The 26,947-nt window shown below is 37.7% G+C and carries 22 protein-coding genes; 17 read left to right on the top strand and 5 right to left on the bottom strand.

What is annotated here, in order from left to right; translation table 11 throughout:
• Positions 1-15 precede the first annotated feature (15 nt).
• Complete coding sequence (locus tag MHI34_RS05060; protein ID WP_342504175.1) at positions 16-402, top strand: hypothetical protein; 387 nt, start codon at positions 16-18, stop codon at positions 400-402.
• 477 nt (positions 403-879) lie between these two features.
• On the top strand, positions 880-1,866 hold the full coding sequence (locus MHI34_RS05055; protein ID WP_342504455.1) for a homoserine dehydrogenase: 987 nt from the start codon (positions 880-882) through the stop codon (positions 1,864-1,866).
• 64 nt (positions 1,867-1,930) lie between these two features.
• On the opposite strand, the gene MHI34_RS05050 is transcribed toward MHI34_RS05055, so the two are convergent.
• Complete coding sequence (locus MHI34_RS05050) at positions 1,931-2,161, bottom strand: excisionase (RefSeq protein WP_036117751.1); 231 nt, start codon at positions 2,159-2,161, stop codon at positions 1,931-1,933.
• A gap of 156 nt (positions 2,162-2,317) precedes the next feature.
• Here MHI34_RS05050 and MHI34_RS05045 point away from each other — a divergent pair, with 156 nt between their 5' ends.
• The 4 genes from MHI34_RS05045 (at position 2,318) to MHI34_RS05030 (ending at position 6,303) form a co-directional block, all read left to right on the top strand.
• Complete coding sequence (locus tag MHI34_RS05045) at positions 2,318-3,181, top strand: EamA family transporter (RefSeq protein ID WP_036117748.1); 864 nt, start codon at positions 2,318-2,320, stop codon at positions 3,179-3,181.
• Positions 3,182-3,257: 76 nt separating this feature from the next.
• Positions 3,258-3,950, top strand: a complete 693-nt coding sequence (locus MHI34_RS05040; protein WP_036117745.1) for a response regulator transcription factor — start codon at positions 3,258-3,260, stop codon at positions 3,948-3,950.
• Entirely contained in the window at positions 3,928-4,083 is a 156-nt protein-coding gene (locus MHI34_RS05035; protein ID WP_155273172.1) for a hypothetical protein, read from the top strand. The genes MHI34_RS05040 and MHI34_RS05035 overlap by 23 nt, the downstream gene beginning before the upstream one ends.
• Before the next feature lie 15 nt (positions 4,084-4,098).
• Positions 4,099-6,303, top strand: a complete 2,205-nt coding sequence (locus MHI34_RS05030) for a HAMP domain-containing sensor histidine kinase (RefSeq protein WP_058844779.1) — start codon at positions 4,099-4,101, stop codon at positions 6,301-6,303.
• A 35-nt stretch (positions 6,304-6,338) separates the two neighbouring features.
• Here MHI34_RS05030 and MHI34_RS05025 read toward each other — a convergent pair whose 3' ends face one another.
• Positions 6,339-7,487, bottom strand: a complete 1,149-nt coding sequence (locus MHI34_RS05025; protein WP_342504174.1) for an acyl-CoA dehydrogenase family protein — start codon at positions 7,485-7,487, stop codon at positions 6,339-6,341.
• Positions 7,488-7,790: 303 nt separating this feature from the next.
• Between MHI34_RS05025 and MHI34_RS05020 the strand changes: the two genes are divergently transcribed.
• The 4 genes from MHI34_RS05020 (at position 7,791) to MHI34_RS05005 (ending at position 13,047) form a co-directional block, all read left to right on the top strand.
• Positions 7,791-8,870, top strand: coding sequence for a metallophosphoesterase (locus tag MHI34_RS05020; RefSeq protein WP_058844777.1), 1,080 nt, complete (start codon positions 7,791-7,793; stop codon positions 8,868-8,870).
• Positions 8,871-8,977: 107 nt separating this feature from the next.
• Positions 8,978-9,811 (top strand): undecaprenyl-diphosphate phosphatase, encoded by an 834-nt coding sequence (locus tag MHI34_RS05015; protein ID WP_342504454.1) that lies wholly within the window; start codon positions 8,978-8,980, stop codon positions 9,809-9,811.
• A 339-nt stretch (positions 9,812-10,150) separates the two neighbouring features.
• On the top strand, positions 10,151-11,443 hold the full coding sequence (locus MHI34_RS05010; RefSeq protein WP_342504173.1) for a globin-coupled sensor protein: 1,293 nt from the start codon (positions 10,151-10,153) through the stop codon (positions 11,441-11,443).
• 641 nt (positions 11,444-12,084) lie between these two features.
• On the top strand, positions 12,085-13,047 hold the full coding sequence (locus MHI34_RS05005; protein WP_058844775.1) for a D-glycerate dehydrogenase: 963 nt from the start codon (positions 12,085-12,087) through the stop codon (positions 13,045-13,047).
• Between the two features lie 296 nt (positions 13,048-13,343).
• On the opposite strand, the gene MHI34_RS05000 is transcribed toward MHI34_RS05005, so the two are convergent.
• Complete coding sequence (locus MHI34_RS05000; protein ID WP_089933090.1) at positions 13,344-14,144, bottom strand: TIGR00266 family protein; 801 nt, start codon at positions 14,142-14,144, stop codon at positions 13,344-13,346.
• Between the two features lie 417 nt (positions 14,145-14,561).
• Here MHI34_RS05000 and MHI34_RS04995 point away from each other — a divergent pair, with 417 nt between their 5' ends.
• The 4 genes from MHI34_RS04995 to MHI34_RS04980 all read left to right on the top strand — a co-directional run bounded on the left by MHI34_RS04995 (position 14,562) and on the right by MHI34_RS04980 (position 20,674).
• The gene (locus tag MHI34_RS04995) at positions 14,562-16,040 is read left to right on the top strand and encodes an aldehyde dehydrogenase family protein (RefSeq protein ID WP_058844773.1); all 1,479 of its coding nucleotides are present in this window, start codon (positions 14,562-14,564) and stop codon (positions 16,038-16,040) included.
• A gap of 26 nt (positions 16,041-16,066) precedes the next feature.
• Complete coding sequence (locus tag MHI34_RS04990; protein WP_036117720.1) at positions 16,067-17,239, top strand: saccharopine dehydrogenase C-terminal domain-containing protein; 1,173 nt, start codon at positions 16,067-16,069, stop codon at positions 17,237-17,239.
• Between the two features lie 9 nt (positions 17,240-17,248).
• The gene (locus MHI34_RS04985) at positions 17,249-18,442 is read left to right on the top strand and encodes an acyl-CoA dehydrogenase family protein (protein ID WP_342504172.1); all 1,194 of its coding nucleotides are present in this window, start codon (positions 17,249-17,251) and stop codon (positions 18,440-18,442) included.
• A 132-nt stretch (positions 18,443-18,574) separates the two neighbouring features.
• Positions 18,575-20,674, top strand: coding sequence for a beta-propeller domain-containing protein (locus MHI34_RS04980; RefSeq protein WP_342504171.1), 2,100 nt, complete (start codon positions 18,575-18,577; stop codon positions 20,672-20,674).
• A 71-nt stretch (positions 20,675-20,745) separates the two neighbouring features.
• Here MHI34_RS04980 and MHI34_RS04975 read toward each other — a convergent pair whose 3' ends face one another.
• Positions 20,746-22,158, bottom strand: a complete 1,413-nt coding sequence (locus MHI34_RS04975) for a polysaccharide deacetylase family protein (RefSeq protein ID WP_036117713.1) — start codon at positions 22,156-22,158, stop codon at positions 20,746-20,748.
• Positions 22,159-22,494: 336 nt separating this feature from the next.
• Here MHI34_RS04975 and MHI34_RS04970 point away from each other — a divergent pair, with 336 nt between their 5' ends.
• Both MHI34_RS04970 and MHI34_RS04965 read left to right on the top strand, forming a co-directional pair.
• On the top strand, positions 22,495-23,247 hold the full coding sequence (locus MHI34_RS04970; protein WP_036117711.1) for a threonine/serine exporter family protein: 753 nt from the start codon (positions 22,495-22,497) through the stop codon (positions 23,245-23,247).
• Positions 23,248-23,268: 21 nt separating this feature from the next.
• Positions 23,269-23,736 carry a threonine/serine exporter family protein gene (locus MHI34_RS04965; protein ID WP_170829849.1) on the top strand — a complete coding sequence of 156 codons (468 nt, stop codon included), beginning with the start codon at positions 23,269-23,271 and terminating at the stop codon, positions 23,734-23,736.
• A 43-nt stretch (positions 23,737-23,779) separates the two neighbouring features.
• On the opposite strand, the gene MHI34_RS04960 is transcribed toward MHI34_RS04965, so the two are convergent.
• A complete protein-coding gene (locus MHI34_RS04960) occupies positions 23,780-25,804 on the bottom strand; it encodes an EAL domain-containing protein (protein WP_330493625.1) in 2,025 nt (674 codons plus the stop codon).
• A gap of 186 nt (positions 25,805-25,990) precedes the next feature.
• Between MHI34_RS04960 and MHI34_RS04955 the strand changes: the two genes are divergently transcribed.
• Positions 25,991-26,884: an EamA family transporter gene (locus MHI34_RS04955; RefSeq protein ID WP_036117705.1), complete on the top strand. Its 894-nt coding sequence runs from the start codon at positions 25,991-25,993 to the stop codon at positions 26,882-26,884.
• Positions 26,885-26,947 lie beyond the last annotated feature (63 nt).

Genomic DNA, 26,947 nt, shown 5'->3' with positions numbered 1-26,947 from the left:
AAAGGAGTGTTTAAAATGGGTAATATCTATAGTGCACAAAACATTGCATCCTATCTAATTTATGAGCTGAATGAAGGTCATGTCTTTGTCAACAATCAATCCATTCAACACTTACTTACATCAGTCGATAAAAAATGGAAGCAAGTCTTTGGTCATACAGCATTTCAAGAGTATGTTGTGGCTGAAGAGGAGGGCTACACTGTAAAGGAAGTTTTTGAGGCATATGAACATTACGGTGTGAGCCATATTGCACTTCCTGCAACAGAGCTTTACTTAAAATACGGTACATTTCAATTAGTGAAACGTACGTATGCAATACCAAATTTTACAGAAGAAGAAATTAGTCTTGTTCAACAAGCTTTAACACATTATCGTTATCAATTGCTTTCAAAAGCAAGTTGAAATCCCCCATATATTAAAGCTCATTCTCTGCTGCTACAGGGAATGAGTTTTTTCTTTAGAGGTCATTAAAATAGTAACAAGATGATGGGTGTCCAAGCATACATATATAATAGAAGAAAGACATTCATATATTTAAATGGAAATAGTCAATTTTTGTTCAAATCTTATAGATCAACTAAAAAAACGTATAATAAAGGGAATGAAACCGATTTCTTTTGCACATCTAGAGAAAACAAATGTCCTTCCTAGAAAGATTTTTCTTGTACTAAGTATGTATTTGCGTTACAATTTTCTTTAAGATAAATTTAGAATTATTTGAATTTGTATGTGTTCCAACACATACTAAAATAGCGAAACTCGTACAAAGAAGAGTAATTGGCTAAAGCTTGCGGTGGGTGTCCAATTATCATGACACAACCCCATGGAGAAATTAGCTTTGATGAAACTGCGGAATGTAAGTTGGAGGGAATAACAGAAATGGCAACTATAAAGGCAGCGATTTTAGGATTTGGAACGGTAGGTCAAGGGATCTATCATATTTTAAATGAAAAGCGAGAAGAGCTAAAAAATAAATTAGGTATTGAATTAGAGGTAGCAAAGATTTTAGTGACAGATGCTAGTCGTGAACGTGTACCAGGTACAGCGCATTTAATGACGACGAGTATGGATGATGTCTTAGCAGAGCCAGGTATGCAGGTTGTGTTTGAAGCGATTGTAAATGAAGAGCCTGCATACAGTTATTTAAAAAGAGCAGTTGAGCATAAATGTCACGTTGTTACAGCCAACAAAGTGATGTTTGCTAAACGAGGCTTAGAGTTGCAGGATCTGGCAAAAGCAAATGGTGTTTTTGTAGGCTATGAGGCAACTACTGCAGGTGGCGTACCTGTTATTAAAACAATGAAAAATATTTTACTTGTTAATGATGTGAGCCGTATTCAAGGAGTCCTGAATGGCACATGTAATTATATTTTAACAAAAATGCGTGCACAAGGCTGGTCATTCGAAACAGCTTTAAAAGAGGCGCAAAGTTTAGGTTATGCCGAGGCGGATCCATATAATGATATTTCTGGTCAGGATGCCTTTAAAAAATTAATGATTTTAAGTGCTTTAGCTTTCGGAGAGCAACCAGATTGGGCTGATGTAGAAGTAATTGGTATCGATAGCATTTCGGCTGAACAAGTCCGTGAAGCGTGTGAAAACGGTCTGCGTTACCGCCATGTCGCTGAAGTGGAAAAAAGGGCTGACGGTAAAATTATCGCTAAAGTTGGTCCTCAACTGGTTGATAAAGAACATCCACTTTATCCCGTTGATGATGTGTTCAACGCGGTAGCGTTAGAGACTAACTATATTGGGACATTAACATTAGTTGGCCCTGGGGCAGGAATGTACCCAACTGCGAGTGTCATGGTAGAGGACTGTGCTGAAATCATTGGGAAAAGAGCAGGATTTGTTGTGACAATCTAATAAACTTATTTTTTAAAATTACCCGCCACTCAACAATGTTCGATTGTATGAATGGTGGGTTTTTTTAATCTTCATCTTTCACATCTATATCTTCTGGAATAGGGGTAGAACGCCAAATTTCGATTTCCTCTTTAATACGTTCCAATTGTTTAAAATACGTGCTAAATTGGCCGCTATTGATTAGGGTTTGTTCTCCATCGTAAACAGAACGGATACGCCCCTCATAAACTAGACGCATAATTTGATCCTCAGGCATACCAAGATCAACAGCTGTCTCTGCAATTGTTTTGTACATACGATTCGCTCCTTTTACTGTATATATTATAACTGCCATTGTTGAGAAAGCATACTAGGCTAATTGAAAGAAAAAGTAAAAATGATAATTGTTTGATTTTGGATAAATATGTATTATTAGTATTAATGAAGTAATAAAGCGAGGATGAATTGATAAATGTTAAATCCGTTGTTGGTATTACTAGCAGCCATTCTATGGGGAATGACAGGAACAGCTCAAACATTTTTAAATCAAGGGGTATCTCCAATAGCAGTGGCCACTATTCGTTCTGCAATTGGTGGCGGTCTATTATTAGCCATTACCATTTCATTACGGAAAATTAACTTTCGAAAATGGTCATGGAAATGGACGATTTTAGCTGCAGCCAGTATTGCTCTTTTCCAGGGTCTTTTCTTTTCATCTATCCGTCTAACAGGAGTAGCCATTGGAACAGTTGCGACAATTGGTAGTGCACCAGTATTTTCTGGTGTTTTAGAATGGCTTATTTGGAAAACTCGTCCGACAGCGGTATGGGGACTTGCTACACTGATGGCGATTATCGGATGTCTTTTATTATTTATGAATAATGGAGACGAGTCTGTTCATATAGGTGGATTTGCACTAGCACTTTGTGCAGGTGTGTCCTTTGCATTTTATACAAACATTAGTAAAAAATTAATGGCACAGGAAGAGGCATTGCCAGCAGTCGCCATGACATTCTCTATTTGTACGTTATTTTTACTGCCGTTTTCTTTTGAAAATGGATTTGCTTGGTTAGGGAATACACATAACTTATGGACAATGCTATTCATGGGAATTATGTGTACAAGCGTGGCGTATTTATTGTTTTTAAATGGTCTGCAAAAAATTAGTTCATCATCAGCTGTAACACTGTCATTAGCAGAGCCATTAACTGCTGCCATTCTTGGGGTGTTTTTCATTGGAGAACAATTAAGTATCGTGTCCTGGCTTGGTCTAGCAATGCTACTAGGTGGCATTGTTGTTTTAACCATAGGTGGAAGGAAAAAACGAAAACCTTAAGAAATTCTTCATTTTTATAATAGCTGGTTTTTAAGATTTGAAAGGTACACTGATATTTGAGAGCGAGGTGTATATCATGACGAAATTAACAGTTCTTGTTACAGATGACGATCAAGATATTCGTGATGGTATTGAAATTTATTTAAAAAATGAAGGCTATCATGTCATTAAAGCAGCAGACGGCCAAGATGCATTAGAAAAGCTAGAGAACAATGAAGTACATTTAATTATTTTAGATATCATGATGCCAAACATGGATGGCATTACAGCAACCTTTAAAATTAGGGAGGAGCGCAATATTCCAATTATTATGCTGAGTGCAAAGGCAGAGGATGGCGATAAAATACATGGGCTATCCGTTGGAGCTGATGATTATGTGACGAAGCCATTTCATCCATTAGAACTATTGGCACGAGTGAAATCGCAGTTGCGACGTTATGTGCAACTAGGGACGTATAGTGAAGGAGCGACAAAAGTGGAAATTGACGGACTTGTTCTTGATGAAGATGCAAAAGAGGTCATACTAGAAGGAGAACCTGTTCGACTAACTCCAATAGAATATAAAATCACGGAATTATTAATGAAAAATGTAGGGCGTGTTTTTTCGATACGTGAAATTTATGAACGTGTTTGGAATGAGGAGGCGTACAATGCTGAAAATATTGTAGCTGTTCACATTCGGAAGATACGTGAAAAAATTGAAGCAGATCCGAAAAATCCGCGCTATCTAAAGGTGGTATGGGGCGTTGGCTATAAAATGGAAAAATAAACTAGAGAAGTATATGACGATTGCAGGATTTATAGCAGGTGTTGTTGGGCTCATTTATTTTGGTGTTTATGCCTATCAAATCGTCGATTCTCGCTCCTCAGAGGTTTTGCAATTTTTGGAAAGAATTTTTTAGAGGAGTGTAAGAGGTATGATAAAAAAATGGAAATCCTCTCTAGTGTTAATGTGTTTCATTTGGACAATTTTTGGTATTTTTACTTTTTGGCATGTAGGTTATCAGTATATTGGTAAATCCTATTTCCAATCGGAAAATTTCCAGCATGAAATCGATAATTTCACAGCAGAACTAGGACCGTTAGTGTTAAATGTACCGAATGCCGCAGATTTTAAAGATGAAATAGAAATTACGCAATCAGAAATAGAAGATCATCGTAATTACTATGGTACATTGGGACAGCAAATCGATAATATTAAACAGCAATACGGACAGCGAATTCAAGAAGCAGTGGATGCCAATGCTGCAGAATTACAAATAAAGCTAGAGACTGAACGCGATAATAAGATTAAAGATATTACGGCAAACTTTGAAAATGATGAGCATGTGCGAAAGAAGATTCGTGCTGAAAAAGAAGCATTAATTGATAAATATATTAAGTCAGTACAAGCCGAAGCGAAAAGCTTTGGAAAAAACTATGACTACTGGTCCTATGAGTTGACGAATATTGAAACAGGTAAAATATACCGTGCAGGTGATGTTTCAGAAAGCAGTGCCTATAAAATAAAATATTCTGAGCGAAACCCATTATATGCAGGAAATATTAGTAATAATTTAAGGGATATTTTTTACAGTACAGAAGCATATGTGGATGTAGATAATTTTTATGAAACAGCTGAATATATGGGTGTCTTAACCATCTCGAAAAAAGCAGTTCAATCATTAGGCGTTATGCAGGATTATAATCGTTTTCACCGTAATCAATATACCTTTTTCTTTGTGTGGCTGACTAGTATAGTAACGGCAATCTTTGCATGGAGAGGTCGTAAGGTTGTACTACAAACTGTCACGAATATGAAGGAAAAAGAGATTTTAACTAAGGTAAAGTTTGACTTTCAGGTTATTCTAGTATTGATCACAGGATTTATGTATCTTTTTACTTCCCAAATTGTTTTTGAATCTATTGAATACACTTACGATTACAATTATCAATATAATTATGTACGGTCTATACTAGATTCTGCCTTTAAAATAGCTGTGTTATTCGTTATAGGCAGTGCTTTCTTTGTACAATTAATTTGGCTGTATACAAGAGTGGATACTTTGAAAAAGCTAGAAGAAAATATGAAATCAAGTTATTTATGGTCACTTGGCGATTCGATGACTGATTTATTTATCAATCGTTCTATTGCATTGCATTCATTGGTCATGTTAGCTGCAGCCTTCTTTGGGGGAGGTAGCCTTGTCGCTTCTATGTTAAGAGGAGGCGGTTTTCCAGTTCTTGTTCTTGCTATGTGTATGTTCGTAGGAATTCCTGCTCTGGTTGTTTTCCTATCAAGAATGGGTTATTTAAATCGCATTATGAAGGATACGAAGAATATGGCTGAAGGACGTTTAAACCGAGATGTGAAGGTAAAAGGCAAATCACCGCTTGCAGGTCATGCTGAAAATCTTAACCATTTACGAGAAGGTGTTCGTACGTCCATGCATGAGCAGGCGAAAAGTGAACGTTTGAAAACAGAGCTTATTACAAATGTGAGTCATGATTTACGTACGCCATTAACCTCTATTATTACGTATACGGATTTACTGAAAAAGCCCACTATTACAGACGAAGAACGTCAACAATACATTCAAATTCTCGATAAAAAATCTGAGCGTTTAAAAGTATTGATTGAAGACCTTTTTGAAGTGTCAAAAATGGCAAGTGGCAATATTGAACTCCATCGCAGTCGAGTAGATTTGACGCAGCTTATTCAGCAAGCGGTAGGGGAGCATAAAGAGGATTTGACACAGTCAAGCTTAGATTTACGTATGACGATGCCACACGATCCCATCTATGCATATGTGGACGGTCAAAAATGGTGGAGACTCATCGATAATTTAATTGTGAATGTCTTGAAATATGCGTTAGAAGGAACACGTGTATACGTGACGTTGAAACGTACGGCAGATGGTGATGCTGAATTTACAGTGAAAAATGTTGCGAAATATGAAATCAGTGAGGATGCCGAGGAATTATTTGAACGCTTTAAACGTGCAGATGCTTCAAGACATACAGAGGGCTCAGGACTTGGATTAGCGATTGCACAATCTATTGTCGACTTACATGGGGCAAGAATGAGTATTGATGTAGATGGCGATCTATTTAAAGTAATTGTTCGAATTCCAGCAGTATAATGGAAAGATGGCGGCAGAAATTTGCCGCCATCTTTTTATAAGCCTAAATTTTTGGCGATAATGACTTTCATCACTTCGTTGGTACCAGCATAGATGGACATAACAGGTATATCTCTATACCTTCTAGCAATTTTATATTCCTCCATATAGCCATAGCCACCATGCAATTGCATACATTGCGTGGCAAGCTCACGTGCATTTTCTGTGATCCAGTATTTTGCCATAGATACTTTTGTCACAACCTCTTTCCCAGCAATATGCTCTTCAATCAAGGATTCTAAAAATGATTTTCCAAGCTCAATTTTAGTAGCCATTTCAGCAATTTTAAATTTTGTATTTTGGAAGTCGCCAATTGTTTTACCAAAGGCTTGACGTGATTTTACATAGTCTAATGTCAAGGTAAGCATATCCTCTGCGGCTGTTTGTGCAGCAATCGCTACTGCTAATCGCTCTTGCTGTAGCTTTTCCATCATATAGTGAAAACCTTTGCCTTCTTCTCCAAGTAGGTTTTGCACAGGCACTCGGCAATCTTCAAAATAGAGTTCTGCCGTATCTTGGGCATGCATCCCAACCTTTTCGAGCTGTCTTCCTTTTGTAAAGCCAGGTGTACCTTCTTCAATGACAAGTAGACTGATGCCGCGATGCTTTTTCTCCACCTGTGGATTTGTTTTCACTGCAACAATGGCTAAGTTTGTATGAATGCCATTAGTGATAAAGGTTTTTTGTCCATTGACAATGTAAAAGTCACCATCGCGGATCGCGGTTGTTTGTATATTTGCCAAGTCTGAACCTGTACTAGGCTCAGTCATCGCAATCGCAGTGATATAGTCGCCTGAAATACATTTAGGCAGCCAGCGAGATTTTTGTTCATGTGTACCATAAGCCTCGATATAAGGTACGGCAATATCATTATGCAGTCCAATCCCAATAAGACTTGAACCTATACGTTCTAGCTCCTCTTGAATAATAACACCGAAGCTGAAATCCAGACCAAGCCCGCCATACTGCTCCTCGACCTGTGGGCAAAGGTAGCCCATCTCACCGAGCTTGCGCCAAAAGGAAAGTGGAATTAGATGGTCTTTTTCCCATTGAATATAATGTGGCTCAGCTTCTTCAGCTAAAAACTTACGGAAGGTTTTACGAAATAACTCATGCTCTATTGTTTCAAATTTATAACGTGTCATTCGAAATAGCACCCCTTTTTGCTCGTAAATGCGTAAATTTTCTCGTTCATCTATTATGTTACTGGAAGATTTGTAGAAATTAAAGTGGCTTTTAGTGTGAAAATGACGAAAATGTCATCTAAATATGGTGGAATGTCATGTAGAACGAGAGAATCGAAGGAAATAAAAAGGTAAACTTATAGTTGTCATCTGTAATCAGTTCCTATTTTCAGATAGAAGATTATTCAAGGGCTTCAAGCAATATGATTGTTAAGTATAATGATATAATCAACTAAATTATAGAAGAAAGTAGAGGACTAGGTTATGCCAAAAGTAATCGGTGGTATACTTTTAATTAGTATTTATAGTGCGTTGACTTTCTATTTAGGGTGGGGAGTAAAGCAGTGGCTTGTAGCGATGGGATGGTTCCGTTATCCAGTCCTATTTTGGCTGATCCTGTATATTGTTGCTTTTAGTATTATTATCGGAAGATTACATGAGTCTTTACGGTTTTTTTCGGTCATCAGTAATTACTGGATGTTTCTCTTTGAATACGGCTTATTACTGTGTTTAGCTTCACAATTGATTGTTTGGTTAACTCCCTTTAAAAATGTACAAATAATTGGTAGTATAGCAGTTGCTGTCCTAGTTTTGTTAAGTATCATCGGCTCTTATTTAGCTTATTCACCAGTAGTTCGTCATTTAGAAATAACGGTAGCCAAAAAGGAAAGTGAACTAGAATCACTGAGAGCTGTTGTGGCATCTGATTTTCATTTAGGGGTATTATCGCATAAAAGGCATTTGCAACGATTTGTAAACTTGGCAAATGAAGCGCAGCCAGATATTGTATTGTTAGCTGGCGATATCGTGGATGATGATCCAAAATGGTTTGTTCAAGAGGGCATGGCGGATGTCATGAAAGGATTAACATCTACATATGGAACGTATGGGATATTGGGTAACCATGAATATTACGGTAAAAAAATTCCTGAGTTTGTAAAGGAAATGGAAAATGCCAATGTGAAAATACTGCTAGATGAAACAATTCGTATAGAAGATGCGTTTGTATTAACAGGGCAAGAGGATAGGACGAATAAAGAAAGAAAAACACTTGAAGAATTAAAGGTATCTGATAACTTGCCATGGCTTGTGATGAACCATACACCCGATGACTTGGTAACACCAACGGCAATGGGGGTTGATTTACATATGTCAGGTCATACACATAAGGGTCAGCTATGGCCAAACCAGTATATAACGGCTCGGGTATTTGAACTGGACTATGGTTATAAGTTGAAGGAGCATATGCATACACTTGTTTCATCAGGCTATGGCTTCTGGGGACCACCGATGCGAATTGGTAGTAGATCAGAGCTTTGGGTAGTGGATATAAACTTTCAATAGTGTGTGGTAATCTTGAAATGAGCTACCTAGGTGAAATGACAGTAGTATATGAAAACGTAGTATCTTATAATAGGTGGGTATTTGATTAAAAAAGGTAAGGTGACATGGTGGAAATTATAGAATTATTAAAAGCGTTAATATTAGGCTTTGTCGAAGGTATGACGGAATTCGCACCAGTATCTTCTACGGGTCATATGATTATCGTGGATGATATGTGGTTAAAGACAGAGGAGTTTTTGGGAAAATATCCTGCTAACACATTTAAAATTGTTGTGCAGCTCGGCTCCATTTTAGCGGTTATCGTAGTGATGTGGAAACGTATGCTAAGCTTAGTTGGCTTATATAATATTGACGGTCAATCAAAATCCATAAACGGCCGTTTTAACTTAGTGCATGTTATTGTTGGGATGCTGCCAGCAGTTGTTTTAGGTTTTGCGTTTAAAGATTTTATAGACGACCATTTATTTAAAGTAGAACATGTAGTTTATGCTTTAGTGGCAGGAGCAATTCTAATGATTGCTGCGGATAAATTGGCACCAAGAAAACCAAAAGTAGATTCTTTAGACAAGATATCCTATGGTTTAGCATTTAAAGTTGGGTTAGTTCAATGTCTATCTTTATGGCCAGGTTTTTCTCGTTCAGGTGCGACTATTTCAGGTGGGGTACTCTTTGGTATGAGTCACCGTGTTGCAGCCGATTTTACATTCATTATGGCAGTGCCAATCATGGCAGGGGCTAGTCTAGTATCCGTTCTGAAAAACTGGGATACTTTATCGATGGACTATTTTGGATTCTATGCAGTTGGATTTATTAGTTCATTTATCTTTGCCTTACTATCCATCAAGTTTTTCCTAGCACTTATTTCAAAGGTGAAGTTAATGCCTTTTGCGATTTATCGTTTAGTTTTAGCCGCAGTTCTTTGTGTAATTATTTTTATGTAAATAAAAAAGGTCACTCTTGGTCCTGCACCCCTAAAGTTAGAGTCAAAAATCTAAACTTTAGGGGTGCAGGACTCTTCTTTGATAAGAAGCAGTGGCTTTTTTTATTACTCCAGCCATCATTTTTTTGAAAAATGAGTAAAATAGTTATAAAGACTTATTGAATAGTACAAATGTATAGAGGATTATAATGATAATAGCTATCATTTACCTCTTTATTATTCATTTGTTTATTTTGAGATTATAATTGATACATAGAATGTCCAAATATTTGTTGTTATTGAATAGCATTTAGGATAATAGACTTAGTTCGGTATATGATTATAATATGAGGTGGAGAAAATGTTTCAAATTGTAAATAGATCTAAGAAAAATACAATTGAAATTAGTGATGAAGCAGCTGTCGGTATTTTTATTGAAGAGCCAGAACGTTTATTTCAGTTAAATCTTGTAGGATTAAGTGTATACGACCTTCAATTGATTAAAAGCTTAAAGCCTTATGTGGAAAGAAACGTTGTTGAGGTGGTTGGTGCATTTTATCATGCTATTGAAAGCGTGCCCTCTTTACAGGCTGTGATACAAAAGCATAGTTCTAGCGAGCGCTTACGGCAAACATTACGCCATCATATTATTGAAATGTTTGAGGGGCGTATAGATGAAGCTTTTTTAGAGAAGCGAAGCCGTGTGGCAAAGATGCATGTGAAGATTAATCTCTATCCTAAATGGTATTTAGCAGCCTTTTACATTCTTGAAAAATCACTACGTAAAATTATTTATGAGCTTCGACTATCTAAAGACGAGGAAGAGAAATTTTGTGATGCTGTTAGTAAAATATGTAATTTCGAGCAGCAAATTGTTTTGGAAGAATACGATAACTATGCCAGTATATTAATAGAGAAACAACGCAATAGCGTTAGGGAGCATGTAAAGGATGTCATAGGCGGCATTTCAACACAGTTGGAGGTTCAATCTCAAAATACGACTGAAACAGTAACACAACTTGTTTATAGTGCACAGCATGTCAATGATTCTTTGACAGATAGTATGCAAGAGGCACAATCTATGCAAAAGGTGTCTAATGAAGGTTATACTAAAATTGTATCTATCAATGAGCAAACTGGAAAAATTCATCATAAAACAGTTGAGATGGCTAATATGGTGGAGCAGTTAGATGCCTCTTCTTCCAAAATTAATGCAGTTGTAGAAATTGTGAAAAGCATCTCAGGGCAAACCAATTTACTTGCGCTGAACTCTGCAATTGAAGCAGCACGTGCTGGCGAACATGGTAAGGGCTTCGCAGTCGTTGCAAATGAAGTAGGTAAGCTTGCTGATCAAACGAAAAGCTCAGTCGAACAAATAGCTGAACTAATTATGATGTCGAACGGTATTACAACACAGGTGGTCCAAGCCATTCAGGATATACAGCAACTCGTGAATAGTAGTATTGAACGCAATGCCGAGTCGCTAAAAGCATTTGATGCGATTTCTGGTTCTGTGGAAGATTCTATCTCTAACTTTCAAAATGTTGGTAGTCAAATAGCTGAATTAGTAAAGATTATTGAAACTATTGGTGAATCTTCTGGAGCATTAGAGAAAGTGGCCAATCGCTTAAATACAACAATTAGAGAATTTTAATAGTGTTGATGTCAACGGCAGAAAAAGTAAGTTTGAAAGGCGAGGGGTTAATTTCCGTTCTGCCAGCGTCTCAGCTGTGACGCTAAATCCCTAGGAGTGACGCTGGCTCCACTCCAATCAACCATGCGCAAAAGAGTCTTTTCCTAATCTTTCATACGAGCCTTAGTGAACAAAATAGCTCTTTATTTGTATGATTAGAGTAAGGATAGGCTTTTATTTTCAATGTGGAGAAGCGATGAGTGACAACACCCCTCCATAAAGAGTAGTGAATACTTCCACTTTAGTTGAAAACCTTTGCTCAAAAGAAATATTTTTATTGATTGGGCTACTTGATTCCCATGGGGTAGTACTCGCTTACAGAATGCAAGTAGCCTACAATGGAACTTTCACAAAAATGTTATTGAAGGTTTTGTTTTCCAACATTATGAAAAACTATGCATCCAATCTATGCATAGTTTTTTTCGTGCTGTGGATTAGGATAGAATGATGTATTACACGGATAAACTAAAAATGAGGCTGATGAATTAGCTAATAACTATCAGTTATGGAAGGATACAGACTAGAAAACCCTAGAAAATGCTTGTTTTAAGTGTTACGCTATAGGCGAATTAGGGAAATGAGTAGAGGGGTGTTTTTGGAGCATGAAAAAGAAATTATTTATAACACGTAAATTTCCTACACATATTGTTGAACCATTACAGGAGTTTTATGAAATCTCGCAGTGGGAAGAAGAAGACCTGGTTATTCCACGAGACAAATTGCTAGCAGCTGTCGCTGACTGTGAGGTGCTATGGGTAACGATAGCCGATCAAGTAGATGAAGAGTTACTTTCACATGCACCCAATTTGAAATTAGTGACCAATTTAGCAGTTGGCTATAATAATATTGATGTGAAAGCTTTACGGAAACAAGGCATTATGGCGACAAATACACCAGGTGTCTTAACCAATACGACTGCGGATTTAGTATTTGGCTTACTGCTTGCAACTGCACGTAGAATTCCAGAAAGTGAAAGATATTTACGTGAAGGCAAATGGAACAGCTGGTATCCAATGCAACTGGTTGGTAAGGATGTATCAGGAGCAACAATAGGAATTATTGGCATGGGGCGAATTGGCCAAGCTGTTGCTAGAAGAGCAAAAGGTTTTGATATGAAAATCTTATATAATAATCGCAGACGTCGGCATGAAGCGGAAGAAATGTATGGCTTCCAGTATGTTTCATTGGAAGACCTTTTAAAGCAATCTGATTTTGTTGTGATTATGACACCTTATAATACTGATACGGAAGGACTCATTGGGGCACAGGAACTAGCTTTGATGAAGGAAGATGCTGTATTAATAAATGCTTCCCGTGGTGGGATCATTGATGAGGCTGCCCTGTATGATGCTTTGAAAAATGGTAAGCTGTGGGCTGCGGGGCTAGATGTTTTTGAACAAGAGCCGATTGCTATGAATCATCCTTTATTAACTCTTCCAAATGTAGTAGCACTTCCACATATCGGTAGCGCTTCGTTAGCAACGAGAACGGCCATGCTGATGCTAAATGTGAAAGCATTAACGGCTTATGGACAAGGCAAGGCAATCTCCAATCGAATTGATTAAAAAAGAGGAGCATATCATTTGCTGACATGCTACACATTGAAAAAAGACTAGAAAAAACTTTTTAGTAAGCTGTGGGATTGATTTCCGTTCCTCCAGTGTCCTTTCAGGGCGTCCGTTAGCCGCTTCACTCACCACGTTTGCTCTAAATTGTTCTTTCAAGAAGTCGAATAATTTCTTAATAACAAAACATGACAAATAGAAAAACCGAACTATTCCGAAACACTTTATAAGTGTTTCATTGGATAGTTCGGTATTTTTGTTGGTTGAAACATTTTTTGTTCCAGCCTTATGTTTTCTTATTTATTGAATAAATCGAATATGCCACCGATGCCGCCTTCACCTTTAGATTGACCGCCCCCTCCTTGCGAAATAGGTGCTGCTGCAAAGACACGACTTGCTAAACGGCTAAATGGTAATGATTGTACCCACACAGTCCCTGGGCCGCGTAGTGTAGCAAAGAAGATCCCTTCTCCACCAAATAGTGCAGTTTTTACGCCTCCAACCATCTCGATATTGTAATCTACATTTGATGTCATCGCCACCAAACATCCTGTATCTACACGTAGCACTTCTCCCGGCTGTAACGTTTTTTCGTGAATCGCTCCACCTGCATGTACAAATGCCATACCGTCTCCCTCAAGCTTTTGCATAATAAAGCCTTCACCGCCGAAGAAGCCTACACCGATTTTTTTCTGAAACTCAACGCCAACAGAAACACCTTTAGCTGCTGCTAAGAATGCATCCTTTTGACAAATGATTTTACCGTTCAATTGGCTTAAATCCATTGGAATAATCTTACCTGGGTATGGTGAAGCGAAATAAACATGCTTTTTACCTGCACCAACATTTGTGAATGTCGTCATGAATAAACTTTCACCAGTAATTAGTCGTTTTCCAGCACCAAATAATTTCCCCATTAGACCACTTTGTGAGCTACCTCGTGAGCCATCACCAAAAATAGTTTCCATATGGATCGAGTCATCCATCATCATTAAAGCTCCTGCTTCTGCAACAACTGTTTCTTGAGGATCAAGCTCAACTTGCACATATTGCATGTCGTCACCAAATAACTTGTAGTCAATTTCATGATTATTCATAAAGGGATTCCTCCAAAAGTAAATTTAATGATATTGTATACGATTATAAATCACATTAGTTTCAATAGGAAATTAAATATTTTAGAAAAAAAGGGAATTAGCTAGAAAATGTCGAATATAAAAAACTAGAATGTGTATTATTTATTTTCATATAACGAAGGGTATTGTGAATATACATAACCTTAAGTGGCTTCTAAATTTAGAAGTCATCCTCTATATGGAGGTAATGACGTTAGATGAAAATAAAGCCTCTGGTAGTTGTCACCGATTATTAGGTAAATGCTAGTATGACCAGGTATATTGCATCTAGAAAATTCGGAATATTGACATATTTCATTCTGTTACAGACGCTGTACCAATGGAATACAACTGGTACAACAGCCGAGGCATCATAGAGTATTTCAGGGGGTGTATGTAGTGGAGATTAAAAACTATATTGGCGGTAAATGGGTCACACATTCACATTTACAAAGTATAGCAGTGACGAACCCTGCAAATGGTGAGCAGCTTGCTACCATACCACGTTCTACTTCAAATGAGGTAGATGAGGCTGTAGCTGCTGCCAAACAAGCACAAAAGAGCTGGGCACTTGTACCAGCGCCAAAGCGTGCAGACTATTTATATGCCATCGGTCTCAAAATGAAAGAGAAGAAAGAATATTTGGCGACCGTTTTAACAAAAGAGATGGGCAAGGTAATTGAAGAGGCTAGGGGAGAAGTGCAAGAAGGAATTGATATGGCTTATTATATGGCTGGGGAGGGTCGAAGATTGTTTGGCGAAACAACACCATCGGAGCTTGCCAATAAATTTGCCATGAGTGTAAGGGCACCGATTGGTGTTGTGGCACTCATTACGCCTTGGAATTTCCCCGTTGCCATTGCAACGTGGAAGTCATTTCCTGCCATTGTTGCGGGGAATACATTTATTTGGAAACCATCGAATGAGACACCGATGATGGCCTATGAAATGGGTAAAATTTTTGAAGAAGTGGGCTTACCAGATGGTGTCGCTAATATTGTATTTGGTACAGGGCCTACAGTAGGGACAGCGTTAATTGAACACCCTGATGTCAAGGTTATTTCCTTTACTGGTTCCACGACAACGGGCAGTAAAGTAGCCGAGCTTGGCGGTAAGCACTTGAAAAAGATTTCTTTAGAAATGGGTGGGAAAAATGCTGTCATTGTCATGGATGACGCCGATTTACAGCTAGCTACAGAAGGAATTTTATGGAGTGCATTTGGTACTGCTGGGCAAAGGTGTACAGCATGTAGTCGAGTCATTGTGCATAAAGATGTAAAAGAACAATTAGAAAAGCGTCTCTTAGATGAAATGCAAAAGCTAACAATTGGCGATGGTCTAGAAAAGGACGTTAAAATCGGGCCAGTGATTAATAAAGCCGCATTGGAAAAAATTAATCACTATGTGCAAATAGGCAAACAAGAGGGAGCTACATTATTAGCGGGGGGCAAAATATTAAATGAACCACCTTACGATAAAGGGTTCTATTATGAGCCAACTCTGTTTACAAATGTGAAGCCTGACATGATTATTGCCCAAGAAGAAATCTTTGGCCCAGTCGTTTCTATCATTGAAGTAGCAAGCTTGGAAGAAGCAATTGAAGTAAATAATGGTGTGAAGTTTGGCTTATCTAGCTCCATTTTCTCACAAGATGTAAATACAATTTTCCGCGCACAACGTGATTTGGACACAGGTATTGTTTATGTAAATGCAGGCACAACAGGTGCTGAAATCCATTTGCCATTTGGTGGCACAAAAGGGACTGGTAATGGACACCGTGATTCAGGTGTAGCGGCCCTAGATGTTTACACAGAATGGAAGAGTATTTATGTAGACTACAGCGGTAAATTACAAAGAGCACAAATCGATACAGAGTAACAGATCAACGAAAGGGGATGTTCTTGATGAAAGTTGTTGTATTAGGTGCAGGTTTAATGGGTAAAGAGGTAGCTCGTGATTTAATAAAAAATGATAAAGTGGAGAGTGTGTTTTTAGGGGATATCGATGTAAAAGTAGCACAGGATTTTGTAGATACGCTAGACTCTAATAAAGTGGAGGTTGTGGAGCTTCATGCAGAGCGTGATGATTCATTAATGGACGTTATGTCTAAGGGTGACGTTGTCGTCAATGCGCTATTTTATTCGTTCAATGAGCGAGTAGCGAGAGCAGCGATTGAGGCAGGCGTACATTCCGTAGATTTAGGCGGTCATATTGGTGGTGTGACAGAGAAGATATTAGATCTTCATGAGGAAGCAAAAGCAAAAGGTGTCACAATCATTCCGGACTTAGGTGTTGCGCCAGGTATGATTAATATTCTTGCTGGCTATGGTGCATCGAAATTAGATGATGTCGATTCTATTAAACTATTTGTAGGTGGTATTCCAACTGATCCAAAGCCTCCACTTCATTATACACGTGTGTTTTCTTTAGATGGCGTATTCGATCATTATACAGAGCCTTCCAAAACGATTCAGAAGGGCAAGCTTGAAGAAGTTCCATCCCTGTCTGGCGTTGAACCTATTTATTTTGATGACTTCGGTGTGCTAGAGGCATTTTATACATCTGGTGGCATTTCCACATTGTATAAGACATTCCCCAATGTCCGCACATTAGAATATAAAACGATCCGCTATAAAGGTCACGCAGAGAAATTTAAGCTTTTAGCTGACTTAGGATTCCTTGATTCCACTAATAAGGTAGAAGTTGATAATCAAGAAGTACCTGTTCGTGCCGTTGTACGAGAGGCGCTTAAAAAGAAGCTTGAACTGGGCACAAAACCAGATGCTGTACTGTTACGTGTCATTGTAGCTGGTGAAAAAGCACAACAGCAGGTAACGTATGAATATGAAATGGTTGTACGTAAGGATATGACAATTAATGAAACAGCCATGGCTCGTGCTACTGCTAATACCATTTCTGTTGTAGCGCAGATGATAGGAGCGGGTGCTATTACAGAGCATGGTGTATTTCCACCTGAAGCAATAGTTCCTGGTGATACGTATATCGAAGAGATGGCTAAACGTGGCGTGGTGATTAAAGAGACATCACATAAGTCTGCTATGATCGTGAAATGGTAGGTGCTAACCATGAATTTTGAAATGTCCACTGAACAGGAAATGCTACGAAAAACGGTAAGACAGTTTGTTGATGAAGAAATCATTCCCTACATTGCAAAGTGGGATGCTGATGGAGGCTTTGATGCTAAAATTTGGTCAAGGCTTGCTGAGTTAGGCTTAATGGGTGTTTGTGTTCCTGAACAATACGGTGGTAGTGGTATGGATTATAATGCTCTTGCCATCGTATGTGAGGAACTTGAACGGGGAGATACAGCATTTCGCACAGCTGTATCTGTCCACACGGGCTTAAATAGCATGACCTTAATGCAGTGGGGTACTGAAGAGCAAAAGCAGCGCTACCTTGTTCCGCAGGCTAAAGGAGTTCGTATTGGAGCATTTGGTCTTACAGAACCAGGCGCTGGGTCTGATGTAGCTGCCATGTCAACAACAGCTGTCCGTGATGGAGATCATTATACCCTCAATGGGCAGAAAACATGGATTTCCTTATGTGATATCGCAGATCATTTTCTCGTTTTTGCCTATACAGACAAATCGAAGAAACATCATGGGATTAGTGCGTTCATTGTAGAACGTTCGATGGCTGGCTTTACGTCAAAAGCGATTAAAGGAAAATATGGTATTCGTGCTGGTAATACAGGTGAGCTCTTTTTTGAAGATTTACGTGTGCCAGTTGAAAACCGACTTGGTGAAGAGGGTGAAGGCTTCAAAATTGCCATGTCTGCGCTTGATAATGGTCGATTTACAGTAGCGGCAGGTGCCGTTGGTTTAATCCAAGCTTGTATAGAGGCTAGTGTGAAATATTGTCATGAACGAGAGACATTTGGTAAGCCTATTGGAGAGCACCAGCTTGTTGGACAAATGATTGCTAATATGGAAGCCGGCTATCAAATGAGTCGTCTTCTTGTCTATCGCGTAGGTGAACTGAAAAATAAAGGTGTTCGAAATACTCGCGAGACATCCTTAGCAAAGTGGCAAGCGTGTGACTTTGCCAATAAGGCTGCTGATGATGCAGTACAGATTCATGGTGCATATGGCTATTCAGATGAATATCCAGTTGCCCGTTATTTACGAAACTCAAAAGCACCTGTTATTTATGAAGGAACCCGTGAAATTCATACCATTATGCAGGCTGATTATGTATTAGGAAGACGTCGAGATAAGTCTTTATCAAAAATGTTGCCGAAATGGCCGTTTGAAGAATAAACGAGGGGGGAGGGAGTATTCCCCCCTTGTTTTTTTGTGAAGTCATAACCTACATTAAAAAATTCAGAAAAATGTAACTTTCCGATTTTTTATTAGTCTAATGGATAAACAAGTAAATGAAAGAGAGGAAAAATGATGAAAAACAAATGGTTGGTAATTATGTTGATACTTGTTGTAGCTATCGTGCCTGGCGTTTTCACATGGATGGTGAATACGGATGTGACTGCAAAGGCCGCTAGCACCAGCATGGCTACACAAAGCTGGCAAGCATCTTTTTCAGTAGCTTTAAAGAAAAACAAGATTACAGAGGACTATGTCTTTATTACAACGGCAAAAGGCCAAAAAGTGCCTGCAACAATTGAATTATTAGAAGATCAAAAAACAATAGTGGTCAAGAAGTTAGCACCAGGGAATTATCAATTACATGTGAAAAAGGAAGCCTTCGCACAAGGGGGGCTGAATGTCTCTTCACAGACGATTTCATTTACTATTATTGAAACGTTAACAGCCGTCAAATCTGAAAAAGAGCTCCAGCAATATTTTAAAAAGCTGTTAACGACTCAAAGAGTTGGATGGGGAGAGGAAGAGAAAGCTGAAAGTGCAGCAAGTGAAGATAAAGCCACTGCTAATAACGAGTCTACAACCAATAACCAAGTAGACGGTGTAGAAGAGGGTGATATTGTTGTCGTAAAAGACGGCTTTATTTACAGTGTAAAGGATCAGAGTATTACGGTTGTCAATGCTAAAGATCCTAAGCATTTGAAGTTAGCGACAAGCATTAAACTAAAAGAGTCACAATATATTTCTAAGCTTGCATTATATGACAATCTATTAATTGCCATTGGGGATGAATATATTGAAAAGGCTGGTACAGCCATGGTAACAGCCTCATTTTATGATATTTCGAATCCAGGCAATCCAAAACATGTACGTAATGTTGGGCAAGAAGGCTTTTTACAGGATATTCGTATTACAAAGGACACATTATATATAATTGGTAATATGTATCCGAATTATTGGATGCTGCAAGAAGATAAAAAAGCCGAATTAAAGCCTAAAACATTTGATAGTGCAGCAGGATCAGCGTACACAAGCCTACCTTTAGAAAAAATCTCTATATTACCTAATACAATGGATGGTACCTATAGTTTAATTACAGCTGTCGATTTAAAAAATGGAGCTAAGACAACAGCCAATACAAAAGGGTATTTAGGTGGAAGTAGTGGTCTTTATATGTCAGAAAATGCCCTATATTTAACGACACCAATTTATGAAAATAATCAGGCTGCTCCATCCAATAAACGAGTTATGGATATGATTTGGCTACCTAGGTCAGCAGACACTCAGATTTTTAAGTGGAATGTAGATGGAACGACTTTAAATTTTGCTGGAAGTACAGAAGTAAAGGGAACTGTCTTAAATCAGTATTCAATGGACGAATACAAAGGTAATTTCCGAATCTTTACAACCGAGGGCAATACGTGGGATGAGAAAAGTACTTCCTATAATCACCTCTTTATTTTAGATGAACATTTAAAATCACTTGGCTCGGTAAAGGATATGGCACCTGGAGAAAAAATATATTCTGCTCGTTTTATGGGAGAAAAAGCTTATGTAGTGACATTTAAACAAGTGGATCCACTGTTTGTCATTGATGTAGCAAATCCGAAAAAGCCAGCAGTATTAGGGGAATTGAAGATTCCAGGCTTTAGTAATTACCTACATCCAATAGATGAAACACATTTAATGGGTATTGGTTATGATACGGAGCAACGCTATGATGCTTATACGAAACGTAATTTTACGGTGACAACCAATATGAAGATGTCACTATTTGATGTGTCAGACTTCAGTAACCCAAAAGAACAATCGACAGTAAAAATCGGTGGGAAAGGCTCTTACTCTGATGTGCAATATAATCCGAAAGCGCTATTCCGCAATAAGGAGTTCAATTATTTTGGCTTCCCAGTAGTATTGTATGATGCAGGTAAGGGTGATGAGATTGTGTACCAAGGTCATGGTGCTCAAATTTATGAAATTACTGCTGATAAAGGGATTGTTTTAAAAGGAAATATAATCAATCGTAATACTAATGAGCCATATGAGAATTGGGAGCAGGTTGTACAACGAGTAGTCTATATAGATGATGCTCTTTATACAATAGCGCGTAACGAGGTAAAGAGCTATCAGCTAAATGACTTCAAGCCTTTAGATACATTAACAATAAAATAATAAGAAAAGTCCAATGAATTCGTTTAAAAATTCATTGGACTTTTTCATTGAATATATGAAAAGGGTTCATACTATTGACGATATGGTAGTATTTCTGATACCGTTACGAATTCATAACCTTGCTCCTGTAAATAGGCAAGGACAGCATCAAGTCCATCTGCAGTAGATTGATGTATATCGTGCATTAGGACAATGGCATTATTGTGCAAATTATTTTTTACATGTGGCAATAATTGCTGTGCATTGCGATGCTTCCAATCCAATGTATCAATCGACCATAGCACTACAGGTATAGGGATCTCGGCATTAATCGTGTCATTAGTTGCACCATAAGGTGGTCTGAAAACTGTAGCACCATGATTAATTGCCTTTTCTATTTCATTGGCTGTAGTATTGTACTCTTTCATCACTTGCTCTTGTGTAAGCTTTGTTAAGACAGGGTGGTTCCACGAATGATTGCCAATTTCATGGCCCCGCGCCAATACATCTCTTGCAATATCAGGATAATATTGTACTCGACTACCGAGCATAAAGAAGGTTGCTTTTGCGTGATACTTATCGAGAATGTTTAAAATTTGTTCCGTCACTTTTGGATGTGGACCATCATCAAATGTTAATGCAATACGTTTCTTATTCGGATCACCTGTAGGCGGTGGATTTGTTGGTTTTACATTTTCCATAGCAATTTGAAACTCAGAGGCTAACAATGGGTTAATAAGTGAAAGGGGTAGTTTCACTATTGGGGCACCTGCTGCTCCGCTAGCAATCTCATATTCATTGAAATAGAATTGTAATGAATCGTCGACAATAGCAAAGCGATTGAAGTTAGACCATTTTGGCTCTGTAGCTTTCAGTAATTCATCAGTGAAAAGCTCATCCTTTATTTGAAGGTTTTTCTGCAAATCCTTTCGTACATTGGCAGCTAACGTTGATAAGTTGTTCTCGTCATTTTGTAGAAGGGTTTGAATTGTAATTTGCTCGCCTGTTTCGTTATTAATGAAGAATGTTTTCGTTGAGACTTCATGATTAGCTCCACCAAGGTACTCCATTTTTGTTAGAACAAAGGAATAATAATGCTCTCGGTATGGAAATGTTTCAAGACTAATATTTAATTCACCCATAGCTTCTTTATCTTTATTTTTTTTCATAGATGCTAGATAGTTTTCTTTTGAATCCGATATGTATTGTAATACGGCGTCATTAAAAACTTTGTTATCTGTTTGTGGGTAATGTATAGCAAATGGTGTTCGTTTATCATTAGAAACGTCTGTAACAATACGTATGCCTGGAAACGCAGAACTTTCAGTCGATAAATTACTATTGACCGATTCTGTCTTAGATTCTTCTTTTGAAGCACTAATCTTTTGAAACTTAAATTCATCCTTTGATAGGATAATAACTAGTATAACTGTTGTTAAGGTTACAATAAGGCCCAGTAATAAAAAATCAATTATTGGACCGCGTTTTTTTCTGCGTTCCTGCATGGTGTTGGATACGCTCCCCTCTTTTTTATTCTCTATACAATCAGACGTGTTAATCATTAAAAAAGTTATACAAATTACGGATCTTTTAATGTTAATTTATAGTAATTATTTTAAATCGGCTATCCTTCTATAGGGTATCAATCGAATGTTGTTGTACTTCTTTTAAAGTGGTTGTAAAATACCTACTAAAATAGAAAAAACATGCTCAATAATTGTTAATTCATGAAAATTAAATTGAAAGAAAGCTAACTGTTTATGCTGAAATTTTCAGTTGAGTTTTTATTGGCAGTTCGATAATATTGGCAAGGAACCTTTTGAAGGAGGCAGATAGCTGTAATGGTCTTACAAGAAGCGGATAATGAACTTACGATTGACTGTTTGTTGCTTGCAGGGCGTATTATGATTGAAAGTGGAGCAGAAACATATCGTGTGGAGGATACGATGCTGCGGATGGCACATACTCAAAATATGCCAGATGCTCAATGTTATGCCACACCAACTGGAATCATTTTTTCGTTAGGCAAGACACAGCCGACGCGAATTACATCAATTTCCAGTAGGGTTACAGATTTACAAAAAATAGCCTTGGTAAATTCAGTATCTCGGAGACTCACATCTCACATCATAACATTAGAAGAAGCTTATGACGAGTTAAAGTCGATACAAAAAACAAATTATTTTTTACCAACTTATTTACAAGTTTTGTCAGCCGCACTTGCAAGTGGGTGTTTCCTGATTATGTTTAAGGGAGGATGGTCGGATTTTCCGGTAGCTTGTATAGCGGGTGGGATGGGTTTTCTAGTACTTGTGATGATCAACCATTTAACAAGGGTGAAGTTTTTCTCTGAATTTACGGCATCACTTGTTCTCGGCTTTGTGGCCTTCTTAGCAGTAAAGTATGGTTATGGAACTGAACTTGATAAAATTATTATTAGTTCTGTCATGCCACTTGTACCAGGTATTTTGATTACCAATGCTGTTCGTGATTTAATGGCGGGTCATTTTATGTCAGGGATGGCAAAGGGAGCAGAGGCCTTTTTAACAGCCTTTGCAATCGGTGCAGCAATTGCCGTCACGCTAGGATTTTAGGAGGCGGACAATATGCAGATGATGGACATTCTTATACAATTAATTGTTAGTTTTTTTGCGACAGCTGGGATCGCCATTCTTTTTAATGTTCCTAGAAAAACATTACTTCATTGTGGTCTTGTTGGAGTAATTGGCTGGATTATCTATTACGTTTTAACAGAGCAAGGAATGGATGTCGTCAAAGCTTCTTTCTTTGGCTCGTTTGTCATTGCCATAGTTGCCCATTTGTATGCGCGACGTTTTAAAATACCAATGATTATTTTTATCGTTGGTGGAATTATTCCGTTGGTGCCAGGAGGGATGGCATATAATGCCATGCGAAATGTTGTAGAGGACGATTACTTACAAGGCTTACAGTATGGCCTAAAGGCATTTTTAATTACAGGTGCAATTGTGATCGGTCTAGTCTTTGCGGAAGTAATTATTCAACTTATTTTCCGTTCAGTCCGTTCAAGTAAAGTAAAATTACAAAAGGTCTATAAAAAATAGAAGGAGGCTGCGTTTAGCTTAACGCAGCCTCCTTAATTACTTATTATTTTTTACTAAGCAATACTTCAATTTCATCTGGTGTAACTGGCTTACTAATATAATAGCCTTGAATGGCGTCACAACCATATGTGATTAATAGGTCTGCTTGCTCAGCCGTTTCGACACCCTCGGCTACAACTTTCAGTTCCATAGATTTACCAAGTTGTACCATACCATGCATAAGCTTTTGGCTCTTTTCAGATTTTAATAGAGAATTCGTAAACGTTTGATCAATTTTTAGTGTATCAATCGGTAAAATCTGCATATATCTAAATGATCCATAGCCAGTTCCAAAATCATCTAATACGAAAGAGATGCCTTCGTTTTCAAGCTTGCGCATTTGCTGTGCGATAGATGTGGCAGCTTCTGCCTCTAAAGCAAATTTTTCAGTAATTTCAATTTGTAGAAGATTTGCTGGACAACCTGTTTTTGCGAGCACTTCAAGTATGGATTTTGCCATATTTTTATCGCGGAATTCGCGAACAGAAGAGTTAATAGATACTTTTAAATCATGACCCGCCTTTTTCCAAAGTAATGCCTGCTCACAAGCTTTTTCTAGCATAAAGGAACCGATATTATTAATAAGGCCTGTTTCTTCCGCAATCGGAATTAATTCATCAGGCGCAACAACGCCAATTACCTCGTCTTCCCATCTTACAAGTGCTTCAACAGCTGTAATTTTACCAGAATAAACATCAATTTGTGGCTGATAAAGTACCTTTAAATTCTTCTGATCAAGTGCTTGAAGTAACCGTTTTTCAATTAAAGCTTTACGATTTAAAGCTTTATGTGTTGCTGTTGACAGGGAAACAACTTTGTCCCCACCAGCCTCACGCACTGTTGAAATGGTAGCAATTGAGGCTTTCATAAGTTGAGAGAATGTTGTTTGGTCTTCTGGATATCTTGTAATGCCACCACTAATAGAAATTGGTACAGCAATATTGCCGCTATAAATAGGGTGCTGTTGTAAGTAAGATAAGAACCCTTGAATAAACCACTCACTTAAAGGGGTAATGACAACAAAATCATTTTCATTTATACGAGCCATTGTGCTATCTTGGAAATACATTTTTATTCGATTTGTAAATTCAATAATAAGGCTTTGATCGATTTGTTGGTCATGTAATTCTTTTAAAGTATAAAATTTATCAATACTTAGATAAACAAATGAAAAATGTCTTTGCTCTTCAATCATATTGGTAATGACTTTTTCAAGTCGATGTGCATTCATCAGCCCAGTTTCTGTATCGATATAAGCTATTTTTTCTAGCTGATGTTGAATGGTTTTCGATTTAGTAATATCTTTTTCAATTAAGATAAATTGTTGTTCATTTGTTTCGAGATTAAAAGTAGGAATGGCTGTTAGCAATACCCAATAGGATTGGCCTATTTTTGTGATTTTTTCAACTTCGCCTTGCCACGTATGACCATTGTTTAAATTACGCCAAATCGTATTTGTGACTTTTTCGCTCGCTTCATTATCCGGGAATAACTGCCAAAATGTTTTGCCGATTACACGCTTTGGCGTCCATTGACTTGTCTTTAAAAATTCATTATTACATTCTAAGATAAATCCATCGTGATCGAGTGTGACAGTCATGAATGTAGCATCTAAACCTGACTTGATATTAACAAATGTACTGCAATGTGAAACAGCATTCGTCATTAATTCTGGTAGCATAAAGATTAGTAGAATAAAACGTTCTCCTTCTTCTGTATAAGGCTTCGCTAACAGGGCTGTCGTTATTTCTGTGTTTGACGTTGTGTATACTTGAATTTTATCTAAATACGTACTGTCCTCATTTTGTAAAATAGACTGAAATGTTTCTACAGGAAGCTGACGTAGTAGATTTTCGAGTATAGATGGAGTAGTATTTCCTTTAATATCATCGGCTGACAATCCAATCAGATGTTCTGCGCTCTTTCCCCAGATAGTCGCTTGTCCATCTTGATTTATGATAATTGCAGGAAAAGGAAGTGAATTTAAATAATGTTCATCAATCGTAAATGATTTATGCATATGACTCATGATTTTTCGATCTCCTTGGGTAATCAATATATACTAATATTATAGTTAATTATCGGGAATTAGTCATTATGAATATAATTGTAAATATTTGATAATGAAGAAAAATAGGACTTTTCTCGTGATGTGTAAGAAAAGATTTGAAGAAAAGTAACAATTTTTAGTACGTATATAGGAAGCAGGATTGGTATGGAACGTTTAAAAGGAATATTATTTATTGTCTCGGGTGCTATGTTATGGGGAGCAACTGGCCCTTTGATGGAGTGGCTACTTAACCATACACCATTGACCGTCTCCTTTATGTTAACAGTCCGTTTATCGGTTGCAGGTATATTACTACTTACATATTTATTGTTAACAGGAAAAAATATTTTTAGTATTTGGCAGCATAAACTCTGGGGTAGACAGCTCATTACTTTTGGTATTGCAGGGATGCTAGGTGTACAATTTGCTTTTGTTGCTGCTATAAATGAAAGCAACGCAGTACTTGCGACCTTACTACAATTTTTAGCGCCCATTTTTGTTGTGGCATATGTCTCTCTTAGTTTAAAGAAATGGCCACCAAAATATCAAGTGTTAGGGATTATTGGTACCCTTATAGGGTTATTTCTATTACTAACGAACGCTTCGTTTGAAAGTTTGCTTATTAGTCCAAAAGCCTTGCTTTGGGGTATAGCAGTAGGCTTAACATTTGCATTTTACACACTGTATCCTGCACGCTTAATGAAGGAGTGGAGTGTGCTATTAGTAGTTGGCTGGGGCATGCTGGTAGGTGGTTTAACATTAGGCTTAGTGAGCCGTGTGTGGCAGTCCAACCAATGGGTTGTTTTAACAGATTTTAAGATACTTATGTTAGTCGTGGCATTAATATTTTTTGGAACAGTAGCCTTTATTCTGTTTTTAAGTAGTATGAAATATATTACAGCAGTGGAGACGAGTATCCTTTCCAGTATCGAACCATTAACAGCAATGGTTATTTCAGTCATTGTATTCGGTACATCTTTAGGTTTTTGGCAATTAATAGGTGTTTTCGTTATGCTTGTTTGTGTAACCTGGCTTTCGGTAGCAGGCGAAAAAGCATAAATATACTATTGGGTTAGGATTTTTTAACTAGCTTTATATTTTATCTCTGACAAGGGGGAAAGA

Source organism: Lysinibacillus sp. FSL L8-0126 (genome assembly GCF_038630385.1).
Taxonomy (GTDB): Bacteria; Bacillota; Bacilli; order Bacillales_A; family Planococcaceae; genus Lysinibacillus; species Lysinibacillus fusiformis_D.
This window is presented reverse-complemented; position numbering and strand designations above follow the sequence as displayed.

Bases quoted from the DNA above. Each gene is read 5' to 3' on its own strand.
- MHI34_RS05045 (WP_036117748.1), top strand. From the start codon at position 2,318: ATGTTAAATCCGTTGTTGGTATTACTAGCAGCCATTCTATGGGGAATG.
- MHI34_RS05055 (WP_342504455.1), top strand. From the start codon at position 880: ATGGCAACTATAAAGGCAGCGATTTTAGGATTTGGAACGGTAGGTCAA.
- MHI34_RS04985 (WP_342504172.1), top strand. From the start codon at position 17,249: ATGAATTTTGAAATGTCCACTGAACAGGAAATGCTACGAAAAACGGTA.
- MHI34_RS05025 (WP_342504174.1), bottom strand. From the start codon at position 7,487: ATGACACGTTATAAATTTGAAACAATAGAGCATGAGTTATTTCGTAAA.
- MHI34_RS05010 (WP_342504173.1), top strand. From the start codon at position 10,151: ATGTTTCAAATTGTAAATAGATCTAAGAAAAATACAATTGAAATTAGT.
- MHI34_RS04960 (WP_330493625.1), bottom strand. From the start codon at position 25,804: ATGAGTCATATGCATAAATCATTTACGATTGATGAACATTATTTAAAT.
- MHI34_RS04980 (WP_342504171.1), top strand. From the start codon at position 18,575: ATGATGAAAAACAAATGGTTGGTAATTATGTTGATACTTGTTGTAGCT.
- MHI34_RS05005 (WP_058844775.1), top strand. From the start codon at position 12,085: ATGAAAAAGAAATTATTTATAACACGTAAATTTCCTACACATATTGTT.
- MHI34_RS05020 (WP_058844777.1), top strand. From the start codon at position 7,791: ATGCCAAAAGTAATCGGTGGTATACTTTTAATTAGTATTTATAGTGCG.
- MHI34_RS05050 (WP_036117751.1), bottom strand. From the start codon at position 2,161: ATGTACAAAACAATTGCAGAGACAGCTGTTGATCTTGGTATGCCTGAG.
- MHI34_RS04965 (WP_170829849.1), top strand. From the start codon at position 23,269: ATGGACATTCTTATACAATTAATTGTTAGTTTTTTTGCGACAGCTGGG.
- MHI34_RS05030 (WP_058844779.1), top strand. From the start codon at position 4,099: ATGATAAAAAAATGGAAATCCTCTCTAGTGTTAATGTGTTTCATTTGG.
- MHI34_RS05000 (WP_089933090.1), bottom strand. From the start codon at position 14,144: ATGAATAATCATGAAATTGACTACAAGTTATTTGGTGACGACATGCAA.
- MHI34_RS04955 (WP_036117705.1), top strand. From the start codon at position 25,991: ATGGAACGTTTAAAAGGAATATTATTTATTGTCTCGGGTGCTATGTTA.
- MHI34_RS04970 (WP_036117711.1), top strand. From the start codon at position 22,495: ATGGTCTTACAAGAAGCGGATAATGAACTTACGATTGACTGTTTGTTG.
- MHI34_RS05060 (WP_342504175.1), top strand. From the start codon at position 16: ATGGGTAATATCTATAGTGCACAAAACATTGCATCCTATCTAATTTAT.
- MHI34_RS05040 (WP_036117745.1), top strand. From the start codon at position 3,258: ATGACGAAATTAACAGTTCTTGTTACAGATGACGATCAAGATATTCGT.
- MHI34_RS04990 (WP_036117720.1), top strand. From the start codon at position 16,067: ATGAAAGTTGTTGTATTAGGTGCAGGTTTAATGGGTAAAGAGGTAGCT.
- MHI34_RS04975 (WP_036117713.1), bottom strand. From the start codon at position 22,158: ATGCAGGAACGCAGAAAAAAACGCGGTCCAATAATTGATTTTTTATTA.